At 69.0% G+C, this 13,217-nt stretch carries 15 protein-coding genes; 4 read left to right on the forward strand and 11 right to left on the reverse strand.

The window, feature by feature from the left end; all coding sequences use genetic code 11:
* Positions 1–98 precede the first annotated feature (98 nt).
* The 4 genes from AOZ53_RS07895 to surE are packed head-to-tail and all read right to left on the reverse strand — an operon-like array spanning position 99 to position 3,314.
* Positions 99–878: a 3'-5' exonuclease gene (locus tag AOZ53_RS07895; RefSeq protein WP_006394707.1), complete on the reverse strand. Its 780-nt coding sequence runs from the start codon at positions 876–878 to the stop codon at positions 99–101.
* Complete coding sequence (locus AOZ53_RS07900; RefSeq protein WP_054477118.1) at positions 875–1,729, reverse strand: peptidoglycan DD-metalloendopeptidase family protein; 855 nt, start codon at positions 1,727–1,729, stop codon at positions 875–877. The genes AOZ53_RS07895 and AOZ53_RS07900 overlap by 4 nt, the downstream gene beginning before the upstream one ends.
* A gap of 17 nt (positions 1,730–1,746) precedes the next feature.
* On the reverse strand, positions 1,747–2,571 hold the full coding sequence (locus AOZ53_RS07905; RefSeq protein WP_054431357.1) for a protein-L-isoaspartate(D-aspartate) O-methyltransferase: 825 nt from the start codon (positions 2,569–2,571) through the stop codon (positions 1,747–1,749).
* Positions 2,556–3,314 carry a 5'/3'-nucleotidase SurE gene (gene surE / locus AOZ53_RS07910; RefSeq protein ID WP_054431356.1) on the reverse strand — a complete coding sequence of 253 codons (759 nt, stop codon included), beginning with the start codon at positions 3,312–3,314 and terminating at the stop codon, positions 2,556–2,558. The genes AOZ53_RS07905 and surE overlap by 16 nt, the downstream gene beginning before the upstream one ends.
* Positions 3,315–3,505: 191 nt before the next feature.
* On the opposite strand from surE, the gene plsY reads away from it, so the two are divergent.
* Entirely contained in the window at positions 3,506–4,144 is a 639-nt protein-coding gene (gene plsY / locus AOZ53_RS07915) for a glycerol-3-phosphate 1-O-acyltransferase PlsY (RefSeq protein ID WP_054487481.1), read from the forward strand.
* A gap of 86 nt (positions 4,145–4,230) precedes the next feature.
* Here the strand turns inward: plsY and tsaD are convergent, their stop codons facing one another.
* Complete coding sequence (gene tsaD / locus AOZ53_RS07920) at positions 4,231–5,262, reverse strand: tRNA (adenosine(37)-N6)-threonylcarbamoyltransferase complex transferase subunit TsaD (RefSeq protein WP_054487483.1); 1,032 nt, start codon at positions 5,260–5,262, stop codon at positions 4,231–4,233.
* 108 nt (positions 5,263–5,370) lie between these two features.
* Between tsaD and AOZ53_RS07925 the strand changes: the two genes are divergently transcribed.
* On the forward strand, positions 5,371–6,663 hold the full coding sequence (locus AOZ53_RS07925; protein ID WP_054431353.1) for an NCS2 family permease: 1,293 nt from the start codon (positions 5,371–5,373) through the stop codon (positions 6,661–6,663).
* 84 nt (positions 6,664–6,747) lie between these two features.
* On the opposite strand, the gene AOZ53_RS07930 is transcribed toward AOZ53_RS07925, so the two are convergent.
* Positions 6,748–7,104, reverse strand: a complete 357-nt coding sequence (locus AOZ53_RS07930; RefSeq protein ID WP_054477113.1) for a VOC family protein — start codon at positions 7,102–7,104, stop codon at positions 6,748–6,750.
* Between the two features lie 309 nt (positions 7,105–7,413).
* Between AOZ53_RS07930 and AOZ53_RS07935 the strand changes: the two genes are divergently transcribed.
* Positions 7,414–8,436, forward strand: a complete 1,023-nt coding sequence (locus AOZ53_RS07935; protein WP_054431351.1) for an LLM class flavin-dependent oxidoreductase — start codon at positions 7,414–7,416, stop codon at positions 8,434–8,436.
* Positions 8,437–8,636: 200 nt separating this feature from the next.
* Entirely contained in the window at positions 8,637–9,011 is a 375-nt protein-coding gene (locus AOZ53_RS07940) for a thioredoxin family protein (protein WP_006394697.1), read from the forward strand.
* A 32-nt stretch (positions 9,012–9,043) separates the two neighbouring features.
* Here the strand turns inward: AOZ53_RS07940 and AOZ53_RS07945 are convergent, their stop codons facing one another.
* From AOZ53_RS07945 to AOZ53_RS07965, 5 genes are all read right to left on the reverse strand, one after another.
* Complete coding sequence (locus AOZ53_RS07945) at positions 9,044–9,631, reverse strand: IMPACT family protein (protein ID WP_054431350.1); 588 nt, start codon at positions 9,629–9,631, stop codon at positions 9,044–9,046.
* A gap of 84 nt (positions 9,632–9,715) precedes the next feature.
* Positions 9,716–10,531 (reverse strand): transporter substrate-binding domain-containing protein, encoded by an 816-nt coding sequence (locus AOZ53_RS07950; protein ID WP_054487486.1) that lies wholly within the window; start codon positions 10,529–10,531, stop codon positions 9,716–9,718.
* Positions 10,532–10,539: 8 nt separating this feature from the next.
* Positions 10,540–11,313 carry an ABC transporter permease gene (locus AOZ53_RS07955; RefSeq protein ID WP_049073452.1) on the reverse strand — a complete coding sequence of 258 codons (774 nt, stop codon included), beginning with the start codon at positions 11,311–11,313 and terminating at the stop codon, positions 10,540–10,542.
* Positions 11,310–12,308 (reverse strand): ABC transporter substrate-binding protein, encoded by a 999-nt coding sequence (locus AOZ53_RS07960; protein ID WP_054417511.1) that lies wholly within the window; start codon positions 12,306–12,308, stop codon positions 11,310–11,312. Before AOZ53_RS07960 ends, AOZ53_RS07955 begins: the two co-directional genes overlap by 4 nt.
* A gap of 70 nt (positions 12,309–12,378) precedes the next feature.
* Complete coding sequence (locus AOZ53_RS07965) at positions 12,379–13,149, reverse strand: ABC transporter ATP-binding protein (RefSeq protein ID WP_054487488.1); 771 nt, start codon at positions 13,147–13,149, stop codon at positions 12,379–12,381.
* Positions 13,150–13,217: the final 68 nt, after the last annotated feature.

Below are 13,217 nucleotides of genomic sequence, written 5' to 3' on the forward strand. Positions count from 1 at the left end.
GCAAGCTATGTTTCAGTCGATTGCGCCCCTGCCGGACGTGAAAACGGGGCCCAGCGGGCCCCGTCCGTCGCGCCTATCGCGCACGCCGCGCGCATCGCTCAGCTGGCGTCCCAGGCCGCCAGGTATTCCTTCCAGTGCGCCGCGTCGCTGGCCGCCAGCGTATCGCGCACCAGCGCGATTTCGGCATCGTAGGCGGTGCGGTCGATTTCGCCGCGCAGGAAGCGGAAGCGGCAATACACCAGCCAGGTGTTGACCACGTCGGTCTCGCAATAGGCGCGGACCTCGTCGGCGCGGCCCTGGCTCCAGGCCTCCCAGACCTTGCTGCCGTCCATGCCGAGCTTGCCCGGGAAGCCGCACAGCTTGGCCAGTTCGTCCAGCGGCGCGTTGGCGCGGCCGTTGTACTTGGCCAGCAGGTCCATCAGGTCGGTGTGGCGGGAGTGATAGCGCGAGATGTAGTTGTTGAACTTGAAATCGCGGTCTTCCTCGCCCATGTCCCAGTAGCGCGGCGCGGGCACGCCCTGGATCAGGCTGCGATAGTGCAGCACCGGCAGGTCGAAGCCCGAGCCGTTCCAGCTGACCAGCTTGGGCGTGTAGCGCTCGATGGTCTTGAAGAAACCGGCCAGCAAGGCGGCTTCGGGATCGTCGGGCTGGCCCAGCGTCTTGACGCGAAAGCCCTGGTCGTCGCGGAACACACAACCCACCACCGCGACCTTGTGCAGGTGCAGCGGCAGGAAGTCGTGGCCCACGGCCTCGCGGCGCGCGGTCAGCGCGCGCTCGACCACTTCGGCGTCGGGGACGTCGGCGCTCCAGCCGTTGAGCTTGCGCAGGCCGTCCGCGTCGGGAATGGTCTCGAGGTCGAATACCAGGGTGGGCGTCATTTGGCGGGCAGGTACTGCATCGGATCCACGGGGGTGCCCTGGCGGCGGATCTCGAAATGCAGGCGCGGCGAGGTGGTGTCGCTCTGGCCGATTTCGGCGATCTTGGCGCCGCGCTTGACGTCCTGGCCGGTCTTCACGAGCAGCGTGCGGTTATGCGCGTACGCCGTGATGAAGCCGTTCTGGTGGTTGACGATGATCAGGTTGCCCAGGCCGCGCACGCCGTTGCCGCTGTACATGACCTTGCCATCCGCCGCGGCGTTGACCGGGTCGCCCAGCGCGCCGGCGATGTCGATGCCCTTGCTGTTGTTGTTGAAGCCCTGCATGATCTGGCCGCCCGCCGGCCAGGCCCAGTTGATCACGCCGGCATCGGCGGCGCGGGTGACAGGCTTGTTCTCGGCCGGGGTCGGCGTGGGCGGCGGCAGCGACGCCGTGGCGGTGGCCGAGGTGTCGCCGGGCTGGTCCAGCGGACGCGGCTGAGGCTTGGTGCTGGCGATGGGCGCGGGTTGCGCGCCGCCGCCCGACGAACCGGACATCTTCAACACCTGTCCGACCGAAATCTGGTTGGGGTCGCTGAGGTTGTTCCAGCGCTTGACGTTCTCGACATCGACGTTGTTGGCGCGAGCGATCTTGTAGAGCGTGTCGCCCGGCTTGACGACGTAGCTGCCGCCCGGCTGGGCGGCGGCGGCCGGTTGCCCGCCGGCCAGGTCGACGACCGGCGCGCGCGTGCCTTTGGAAGCGCAGCCGGCCAGGATGGCCAGGCTGAGGACGCCCGCCACGAAAAGCGGGCGGCGCAGGCGCGTCATGGACACGCCAAGGGTCATATCGGTCAGTTGCAACTGCCCGTTGAGCATACGTTTCTCCTGTTTGCTCAAGATTGTATTCCGGCACGCAGCGGCACAAAGCGCACGGCCTCTAATTCAGTTCGTTTCCAGCTGGCCGCGCCCGTGCGTTCGATCAGCACCAGGCGCTGGTTCGAGCCCCCTTCGGGAGCGATCAGGCGTCCACCCGGCGCCAGCTGCAGGAGCAGCGCTTGCGGGATGGTCAGGCCGGCGGCAGCCACAACGATAGCATCGAACGGCGCCACGCCGGGCAGGCCCAGCATGCCGTCGCCGTAGATCAAGCGGATCCGCGTGGTCAGCCGCAAGGCGCGCAGATGCTCGCGCGCCAGCTCGTAGAGGCCGCGGATGCGCTCGATGGAATGGACCTCGCGCACGAACTGCGCCAGCACCGCGGCCTGGTAGCCGCAACCGGCGCCGACTTCCAGCACGCGGGTGGGCGTGCGGTCTTCGCAGATGGCGGCGATCATGCGCGCCACCACCCACGGTTGCGAGATGGTCTGCGAGTGGCCGATGGGCAGCGCCGCGTCTTCGTAGGCGCGGCTGGCCAGCGCCTCGTCGACGAACAGGTGGCGCGGCACCGCGGCCATGGCATTGAGCACGCGCTCGTCGCTGACGCCCTGTCCGCGCAGGCGCTGCACCATGGCCTGGCGCAGGCGATCGGAATTGAGCCCCAGGTTGCCGCCGGCAGCCGGCGTCGGCGCCTTGGCCTGGCTTTGCAGGGTGGCGGCCGAAATGCGGGTATTGCTGTTGGCCGGCGTAACGCCGGGACTGAGCCGTCCGGAATCGTAGCGGACCGGGCTGGGCCGCCCGGGCACGGCCTGGGAAACGTCCGGCTGGCTTATGCGTCGGCGCATAGCGGCTCCGCCCAGGTCCGGATTTCTTCGAGCTGGCCGTGCTGGGTCAGATCCAGGCGCAGCGGCGTGACCGACACCCTGCCCTGCGCCACCGCGTGGAAATCCGTGCCCGGCGTGGCGTCCGCGGCCTGCCCCACCGGCCCGATCCAGTAGACCGTGTCGCCGTAAGGGGTGGTGGTGCGCACCACCGGCTGCGACGGATGGCGCTTGCCCAGGCGGGTGACCTCGAAGCCGTGCATGTCGTCGAAGCGGCGGCTGGGGATGTTGACGTTCAGCAGCACCGGCGCGGCCAGCGGCTGGGCCAGGTGGCGCTCGACCACCAGGCGGGCGGCGCGGGCGGCCGAGTCGATGTGCTCCCAGCCCTTCTCGGCCAGCGAGAAGGCGATGGCCGGGATGCCGAACAGGTAGCCCTCGCTGGCGGCGGCGACGGTGCCCGAATAGAGCGTGTCGTCGCCCATGTTGGCGCCGTTGTTGATGCCGGACACCACCAGGTCGGGGCGCGTGTCCATCAGCCCGGTCAGGGCGACGTGGACGCAGTCGGACGGCGTGCCATTGACGGCGATGAAGCCGTTGGAGGCGGTGCGCACCGACAGCGGGCGGTTCAGCGTCAGGGAATTGGACGCGCCGCTGTGGTTGGTCTCGGGCGCGACGACGGTCAGATCGCCGAGGCCTTCCAGCGCCTTGACCAGCGCTTCGAGCCCAGGGGCCGAGTAACCATCATCGTTCGAAACCAGAATTCGCATTGTGCATCCGAAAGAAAATAAAACGCGGGTGGACCGGCTGGATTGTACCGTCCGCGGAAGGCGCCGGCATGTCCCCGTCCACCTGTCCCCCGATGACCCGCTCGCATACCCGTACCCGGCCCGGCCGGCGACCGGGGTAGAATCCGCAGCCACCGAGACAACTGCACGATAACAACGGACCCCTCTAGAACATGGCGATCACCGAACCGTCCCTGGCGTTCACCGCGGCGCTCATCCTGCTGGCCTACCTGATCGGCTCCGTGCCGTTCGCCGTGGTGGTCAGCAAACTCATGGGGCTGCAGGACCCTCGCAGCTACGGCTCGAAGAACCCCGGCGCGACCAACGTGCTGCGCACCGGCAACAAGACCGCCGCCGCCCTGACCCTGCTGGGCGACGCCGCCAAGGGCTGGTTCGCCGTCTGGCTGGCGGTCAAGCTGGCCCCCGGCATCGCCCCCGCCCCCCTGGCCGCGGTGGCCGTGGCGGCCTTCCTGGGCCATCTGTATCCGATTTTCCTGGGCTTCAAGGGCGGCAAGGGCGTGGCCACCGCCCTGGGCGTGCTGGTCGCCATCCAGCCCTGGCTGGCGGTCGCCACGGCGGCCACCTGGCTGATCATCGCGGTGTTCTTCCGCTACTCGTCGCTGGCCTCGCTGGTGGCGGCGTTCTTCGCCCCGGTCTACTACGTGTTCGGCTCGGGCCTGGCCTGGCATGCCCAGCCGGCCATGGGCGTGGCCCTGGCCATCATCGGCGTGCTGTTGTTCTACCGCCACCGCGCCAACATCACGCGCCTGGTGCAAGGCACCGAAAGCCGCATCGGCGGCAAGAAAAAGTGACGCCCCGTCCGGCGGGCCGGCATGGCCGCCGCGGCGCGGGATGAAAAAAAGGGGGCTGCGGCCCCCTTTTTCATTGCCTGTCTCGGTCAGGCGATATCGGCCAGGTCCCAGCGCGGCCGCACGGTGAAGCCGTGGGCGTCCGGGTCCAGCGTCACCAGCCCGGCCTTGACCCGCTCGGCCGCCGCGAAGGCGATCATGGCGCCGTTGTCGGTGCACAGCGCCAGCGGCGGGAAATAGGCCTGGGCCTTCAAGGGCTTGAGCGCGGCGGCCAGCTTGGCGCGCAGCAGCTGGTTGGCGCCGACCCCGCCGGCCACCACCAGGCGGCGCAGGCCGGTCTGCTTCAAGGCGCGGATCGACTTGGCGGCCAGCACCTCGACGATCGCGGCCTGGGTCGCCGCGGCCAGGTCGGCGCGGGTCTGTTCATTCAGCCCGCCGTCCTGCTCGGTGGCCTTGACCCGGGTCAGCACGGCGGTCTTCAGGCCGCTGAAGCTGAAATCCAGGTCGCCGCTGTGCAGCATGGGGCGCGGCAGGTCGAAACGCGTGGCATCGCCCTGCGTCGCCAGGCGCGCCAGCGCCGGACCGCCGGGATAGCCCAGGCCCATCAGCTTGGCGGACTTGTCGAAGGCTTCGCCGGCGGCGTCGTCCAGGGTTTCGCCCAGCAATTCGTAGCGCCCCACCCCGTCGACCCGCATCAATTGCGTGTGGCCGCCCGACACCAGCAGCGCGACGAAGGGAAACTCGGGCCGCGGATCGGCCAGCATCGGCGACAGCAGGTGGCCTTCGAGGTGATGGATGGGAATGGCCGGCAGGTGGCGCGACCAGGCGAACGACTGCGCCACGCTGGCGCCCACCAGCAGCGCGCCGGCCAGGCCGGGACCCGCGGTGTAGGCGACCGCGTCGATGTCCGACATTTCCAGGCCCGCTTCGCGCAGCACCTGGTGGGTCAGCGGCACCACGCGCCGGATATGGTCGCGCGAGGCGAGTTCGGGCACCACGCCCCCGTATTCCTGGTGCATGGCGATCTGGGTATGCAGGGCGTGCGCGAGCAGGCCGCGTTCCGTACAGACGGCTGCGACGCCCGTTTCGTCGCAGGAGCTTTCAAAGCCGAGAATAATCATGGCGGCAGAGTTTACAACTGATGCGAAAATACGCCCGTTTACAAAATGACCGAGGGCGGCAACGCCCCCTCCCGACAAACCGAGCCTGCAAGCACCCTGGGGATAAGAATGCTGGAGAAGCTATTCAACCTGCGTGAACACGGCACGACCGCGAGAACCGAGATCGTGGCCGGCCTGACGACATTCCTGACGATGTCGTACATCATCTTCGTGAACCCGGACATCCTGTCGTCCACCGGCATGGACCGCAACGCCGTGTTCGTCGCCACCTGCCTGGCCGCCGCGCTGGGCTCGCTGGTGATGGCGCTGATCGCCAACTGGCCGATCGGCATGGCGCCGGGCATGGGGCTGAACGCCTTCTTCGCCTTCACCGTGGTCAAGACCATGGGCTACACCTGGGAGCAGGCGCTGGGCGCCGTGTTCATCTCGGGCGTGATCTTCCTGATCCTGACCATCTCGGGCATCCGGGTCTGGCTGGTCAAGGGCATTCCGCATTCGCTGCGCAGCGCCATCGCCGCCGGTATCGGCCTGTTCCTGGCCATTATCGCGCTGTCGAGCGCCGGCATCGTGGTCGCGCATCCGGCCACCAAGGTGACGCTGGGCGACCTGACCACGCCGGGACCGCTGTTCGCCATCCTGGGCTTTTTCATCATCGCCTCGCTGGACGCGCTGCGCGTGCGCGGCGCCATCCTGATCGGCATCCTGGTGGTCACGGTGCTGTCGATGGCGCTGGGCTACAACGAATTCAAGGGCGTGTTCGCGGCGCCGCCGAGCCTGGCGCCGACGCTGTTCAAGATGGACATCCTGGGCGCGCTGCACACCGGCTTCGTGCACGTCATCCTGGTGTTCGTGCTGGTCGAGGTGTTCGACGCCACCGGCACGCTGGTGGGCGTGGCCAAGCGCGCCGGCCTGATGCCGGAGGGTCGCCCCAACCGCCTGGGCCGCGCGCTGTTCGCCGACAGCACCGCCATCGTCGCCGGCTCGATGCTGGGCACCAGCAGCACCACCGCCTACGTCGAAAGCGCCTCGGGCGTGCAGGCCGGCGGCCGCACCGGCCTGACCGCCCTGGTCGTGGCCCTGCTGTTCCTGGCCGCGCTGTTCATCTCGCCGCTGGCCGGCGCCGTGCCCGCCTACGCCACCGCGCCCGCCCTGCTCTACGTGGCCGGCCTGATGATGCGCGAGCTGATCGACATCGACTGGAACGACGTCTGCGAAGCCACCCCGGCCGCGCTGACCGCGCTGGTGATGCCGTTCACCTACTCCATCGCCAACGGCATCGCCTTCGGCTTCATCAGCTACGTGGTGCTCAAGACCGCCACGGGCCGCGTGCGCGACGTGCATCCGGCCACCTGGCTGGTGGCGATCCTGTTCGTGATCCGCTACGCATTCTTCCCGGAATAACGTCCGCCAGACGCGCCATGCGAAACCGCCGCGCTTCCGATCCGGAAGGCGGCGGTTTTTTCATGCCGGCGCGCGTCCCCGCCGTCAGGCCACGGCGGTCCAGACCGCGAGTTCATAGCCATCGAGGTCGGCGAAGTGGAAGCGGCGGCCGCCGGGGAAATCGAAGGCCTCGCGGCTGATGCGGCCGCCCGACGCCGTCACGCGGCGCTGCGCGTCAGCCAGGTCGTCGGCGTACAGGATCACCAGCGGCCCGCCCGGGCGCACCGGCTCGCCGGTGGTGAAGCCGCCCTTCAGGCGACCATCGGTGAATTCGGTGTAGGTCGGCCCGTAGTCGGTGAACGACCAGCCGAAGGCGTCGCCATAGAAGCGCTTGCTGCGCGCGATGTCGGCGACGTTGAATTCGATGTTGTCGATCTGGTGGTTGTTGCCGGTGGCGCCCATGCGTGTCTCCCGCGGATATCGAAGAAAACCGCATCATCTCGCGAATCGCCTGCCCACGTCTCGCCAAAGCGCGGCAAGTGCGACGCGGAACCCCGACAGTGACAGGCGCACCGGTGAAGCCGGCAGGGTCCGCACCTGCCCCAGCCAATCGCCGCCATTGAGGTCCGCTATCAACCCGCCGGCCCTCATGGTTGCTGTCGGAGGCGGTTGAATTCGCCGATACACTCCCCATGTATATAAGACTATGGAGCCGACCTTGTCTCGCCACACCCCGCATTCCTCCTGTCCCCGCCGCCGCGAGCGCCGCGCATGAGCACCCTCGCCCGTATCCCCTTCTCGGTGCTGGACCTGGCGCCGATCGTGCAAGGCCGCGATGCCGCCGACGCCTTCCGCAACAGCGTGGCAGTGGCGCAGCACGTTGAACGCCTGGGCTACAAGCGCTTCTGGCTGGCCGAGCACCACAACATCAACGGCGTGGCCAGCAGCGCCACGGCGGTGCTGATCGGCCACATCGCCGGGCACACCTCGACGCTGCGCGTCGGCTCGGGCGGCGTGATGCTGCCCAACCATGCGCCGCTGATCATCGCCGAGCAGTTCGGCACGCTCGAAACCCTGTACCCCGGCCGCATCGACCTGGGCCTGGGCCGCGCGCCCGGCAGCGACGGCGCCACGCAGCACGCGCTGCGCCGCGGTCCGCGCAGCGGCCTGGAATTCCCGGCGCTGGTCGAGGAACTGCGCGGATTTCTCGCGCCCTCGCGTCCCGGCCAGCCGGTGCGCGCGATTCCCGGCGAAGGCCTGGACATCCCCATCTGGCTGCTGGGTTCGAGCGACTTCAGCGCCCGGCTGGCGGCCGAGCTGGGCCTGCCGTTCTCGTTCGCCGGCCACTTCTCGCCCGAGGGCATGGCGGCGATGCGCCTGTATCGCCACCTGTTCAAACCGTCCGAGACGCTGGCCCGCCCCTACGCCATGATCGGCGTGCCGGTGATCGCCGCGGCGACCGACGAGGAAGCCCGCCGCCAGGCCACCACGCAGCAACTCAAGTTCCTGTCGCTGGTGCGCGGCAACCGCCTGCAGCTGCAGCCGCCGGTCGACAGCATGGACGGGCTCTGGAACGAGTGGGAACGCGAGGCCGTGAACCAGCGCCTGGGCGCCGCCATCGTCGGCGGCCCCGAGACCGTCAAGCGCCGGCTGGAGGCCCTGGTGGCCGAAACGGAAGCCGACGAAGTCATGATCGTGTCCGATTTCTTCGATATCGCCGATCGCCTGCGTTCCTTCGAGATCGTCGCCGCGCTCAAGCAGCGCGACGGCATGTCCACAACAACCGCGGCGTGAGGCCGGCGGCCCCGCCGTCAGCCCCGCAAGCCCCGCAGACTGCGCTCGCCACAGCGCCAACCATTGCGACGTGACCGGTCCCCGCTCTACTATGGACTGGCAGGACCGGCAATACCGCGTCGCCGAATCCGGTTCGGGGCATGCCTCCCCCGCGCCGCAGATATCGACTTTTTGCGCCGCGCCAGCGGCAAGGATCCAAAATGAGTATTGTTGAACTGACCAAAGACACTTTCCAGGAAGCCATCACGCCGGACGGCACCCTGATCGTGGACTTCTGGGCGCCCTGGTGTGGCCCGTGCCGCGGTTTCGCCCCGGTCTTCGAGCAGGCCGCCACCGAGCATCCGGACGTCACGTTCGCCAAGGTCAACACCGACGTCGAGCAGGAACTGGCCGGCGCGCTGGGCATCCGTTCGATTCCCACGCTGATGGTGTTCCGTGAAAAGGTCCTGCTGTTCTCGCAACCGGGCGCCTTGTCGGGCGGCCAGCTCAATGAGCTGCTTGCCAAGATCAAGGAAGTGGACATGGAAAAGGTCCACCAGGAAATCGCCGCGGCCCAGGACAGCCAGGACGCGTGATGCGCAAGGGCCCCTCGGGGCCCTTGTGTTTTTCACGCCAGTTGTTCCCAGGCCGAGCGGCCGCGCGTGATGTTGGCCGCCGTCATCTCCAGGTCGGCCACGGCGTCGCGCGGCACCGTGAAGCGCAACGCCACGCCGTCGGCGCTGAAATCCTCCTGCACGATCACCGCGCCGGCCTGCGCCAGCCGCGACTTCAATAGCGGCAGCTCGGCGAAGCCGCAGGCGCACGCCACCGTGGCCAGGTCCACGATCTCGGCGCGCGGACCGTTGCGCAGGCAGTTGGCGGCGCAACCGCCATAGGCCCGCACCAGCCCGCCGGCGCCCAGCTTGACGCCCCCGAACCAGCGCACCACCAGCACCGCCACGCGGTCCATGCCCTGCCCTTCGATCGCCTGCAGGATCGGGCGTCCGGCCGTGCCGCCGGGCTCGCCATCGTCATTGAAGCGGTATTCCTGGCCGATGCGGTAGGCCCAGCAGTTGTGGGTGGCCTCGGGGTCGCTGTGCGCCGCGAAGAACGCCATGGCCTCGTCGATGCTGGAGACGGGCGCGGCATGCGCGACGAAGCGGCTTTTCTTGATGTCTTCCTCGTGCGAGCAGACAGCGGTCAAGGTGGTGGTCATAGCCCGGCATTGTAAGGGCCGGATCCAGGCCGGACCCCGGCCGCGCCTGGCGCGGCCAGGACGGACGGCTCCGGCGCGCGGGCCTCAGCCGTGGCAGTCGGCGACTTCCTGGTCCAGGTAGACGTCGAAGGCCACGTCGCGCGCCCACTTGGCCGGCAGGGCCTTCCAGGCGCCGGCCCGCGCCCATTCGCGCATGCGCGCATCGAGCCAGGCCTGCGTGGCGGTGTCGGCCGCCGGCAGCAGCCACACGCGTTCCTGGCGGGCGCCGTCGGCGCCCAGCGTGGCCGAGAATTTCTTCCATTCGGGAAAGCGCATCAGCGGCTCCCACACCGCGTCGTCGACCAGGCCGATGTCGCAGCCGCCTTCGCGCACCGCCACCAGCGCGTCCGACGGCACGCGGTAGGTGCGCACCACCGCGCCCCAGCTGCGGGCCAGCGCCTGCGCGCCGACGGCGGCCTCGGCCATGCAGACGCTGCGGCCGCGGGCATCGCTGCCCTGGCGCATGCGGGTATCGCTGCGGATCACGGCCTTGGGACGCGCGGCGTAGCCGGTGGCGACCGCCGCCAGCGACGCGGGCAGCGCCTGCCCCGGCTGCGCGCGGTCGGCCAGCACCACGTCGACCTCGCCGGCGGCCAGCAGGCGGGCCGCGTCGGCGGCCGCCACCTGCCGCAGGCTGAACGGCAGGCCCAGATCCTGCGCCAGCTTCTCGGCCATGGCGAGGTCCAGCCCTTCGGGGGTGCGGATCTTGGCGCCGGCCGCCGGCGCGGGCGCCAGGTACGGCACGCCCACCACCAGCTCGCCGCGCTGGCGCGCGGCCGCCAGGCCGTCGGCCGGCGCCGCGCCGCTGGCCGCGGACAGCAAGGCCGATACGCCGATCAGGAGACAAAACACGCGCCGCATCCCTGGCCTCACACGTACTGGTAGCGCAGCAGCCGGTGCTTGAGGTTCTCGAGCACGAACTGGTCGATCAGCGCGGCCAGCACCGCGATGACCAGGATGTTGGTCATCACGCCGGTCATGTCGGCGATCTCGCCCGAATAGGCCAGCGAACGGCCCAGGCCCTTGCCGAAGCCGATCAGCATCTCGGCCGAAATCAGCGCGCGCCAGGCGTTGCCGAACGCCAGCTGGGCGCCGGTGATCAGCTCGGGCATGACGGCCGGCAGGTACACGCGCTTGACCAGGCCCCAGGGCGTGGCGCCCATGACGCGGGCGGCCGAGACGTGCACGCGCTGCACCGACTCGGTGGCGTTCATCACGCTCAGGGCCGCCGGGAAGAACGCCGACAGCGCCACCACCACGATGATCGGCGTGCTGCCGAAGCCCATCACGATCAGGAACAGCGGCACCCAGGCGATCGACGGAATCGACTGCAGGATGACGATGGCGCTGCGCAGCACTTCGCGAAAGAAGAACAGCACTGCCGCCACCAGGCCAAAACCGATGCCCGCCGCCAGCGCCAGGCCGTAGCCCGCGCCCAGCCGGCCCAGCGTGCCCATCAGGCTCTGGTGGAACGATTGCTTGCCCAGGTCTTCGAACAGGCGTTCGAGCACCGCCGGCACGCCCGGCATCAGGAAGTCGGGCAAGGCGAACGCCGCCGCCTGCCACAGCGCCAGGATGAACAGGACGCCCAGCACGCCCGCCAGATGCTTGCGGGCGCCGGTCACACGGGTCGATGCGCTCAAAGCTTGCGAGCCTCTTGCCAGGACAGGTCGACGATGCTGGAGACGTCGTACGGCTTGCCGTCGCGCGTCTTGAGCGAACCCTGGGCCTGCAGGATGTCGGCGATCTCCTGCATGCGCTTGGTGTCCTTCTCGGTCAGCTTGGGCGTGAACACCTGCGTGCTGATGGCCTCGGCGATCACCGTCTCGCGCGGCAGCTCGCCACGGTTCAGGGTCTTGAGCGTGGGCTCGGCGATGAAGTACGAGGCGATCAGCTTGGAGGCCTGGGCCGGTTCCTTCTGCAGCAGCGCGATGGCCTGGTTCTGAGCGTCCAGCGCCTTCCAGACGTCATCCTTGCGCTTGGCCAGCGTCTCGCCCGAGGTGATCACCACCATGCACGGGAATGGCCAGGCCTGGCCCACTTCGTAGATCTGCTTGACCGGCGCCACCAGCTGCGCGATGCGGTCGTAGGGTTCGAACAGGAAGGCCGCGTCGACGCGCTTGCCCACCAGCGACTGCACCGCCACCGCCGGGCTCACGCCCATCACGTTGACGTCGTCCGCGCCCAGGTTGCCCTGCTTGAGCACCACGCCCTTGAGCACCACGTCGGCGGTGCTGCCCTCGGCCTGCGAGGCCAGCGTCTTGCCCTTCAGGCCGGCGATGTCCTTGATGCCCGAATCGTCGCGCACGATCAGCGAGTGGTAGCCCTGCTGCGCGCCGCCCACCACCTTCAGGTCCGCGCCTTTCGAGGCCCAGGCCACGGCATTGGTGAAGCCCAGCACGCCGATGTCCAGCTGGCCGCCGACGATGGCCTTGATCAGGTCGGTGCCCGACTTGAACTCGATCAGCTCGGAATCCAGGCCGGCCTTCTTGTAGTAGCCGCCCTCCTGCGCCACGATGGCCTGCGCATCGTCCATCACGCGCAGGTAGCCGACGCGGAATTTCTCGGCGGCCATGGCGGGCGCCGCCGCCAGGAGCGCCGCGGCCAGCGGCAGGGACAGCCATTGCTTGAATTTCATGGGAAAAGCTCCAGGGAATCGAGGATGGCCGGCGCCGGTGGCGCCGTCCGTAAACCGGAAAATCAGGGAATCAGGCCGCCAGCGCCAGGTCGGCGTGGGCCGACGAACCGCCGACGGCGATGCCCAGCAGGCGCAGGATCTCGCGCTTCTCGGCGGCCAGGTCGGACAGGTCGTGGCTCTTGGCGCGATGGGCCAGGTTGAATTCGCGCAGCACCCGCGCCGGACGCGGGCTGAACACCACGATGCGGTCGGCCAGGAACAGCGCCTCGTCGACGTCGTGAGTCACCAGCAGCACGGTGGGCTTTTCCTGCGCGATCAGCTGGCGCAGCACGTCCTGCAGCGCCAGGCGCGTCAGCGCGTCGAGCGCGCCGAAGGGTTCGTCCATCAGCATGGTCTGCGGCTGCGCGATGAAGGCGCGGGCCAGCGCGGCGCGCTGGCGCATGCCGCCGGACACCTGATGCGGGTAATAGTGCTCGAAGCCGGCCAGGCTGACGCGCGCCAGCCACTCGCGCGCCGCCTCGCGGGCGCGCTTCTTGGGGGTCTTCTGGAATTCCAGCGCCAGCGCCACGTTGTCTTCCAGCGTCAGCCACGGATACAGCGCGTGTTCCTGGAACACCAGCGTGCGGCTGGGATGCGGGCCCGTCACGGCCTTGCCGTCAGCCAGCACCTGCCCTTGCGTGGGCTTTTCCAGGCCGGCGGCCAGGTGCAGCAGGGTCGACTTGCCGCAGCCGGACGGGCCGACCAGCGCGACCAGCTCGCCGGTCTTGAATTCGCTGGTGAAGCCGTCGACGACCGGCAGGTCGCCGAAGTGCTTGTGGACGTGGTCGAAAGTCAGGTTCATGGAACGAATCGTGGGCGCGCGTTGGGGAACGGGCCTAATCTAACAATTCGTTATATGAATCCAAACGA

It is taken from the genome of Achromobacter sp. 2789STDY5608621 (assembly GCF_001299375.1).
Taxonomy (GTDB): domain Bacteria; phylum Pseudomonadota; class Gammaproteobacteria; order Burkholderiales; family Burkholderiaceae_B; genus Achromobacter; species Achromobacter insuavis.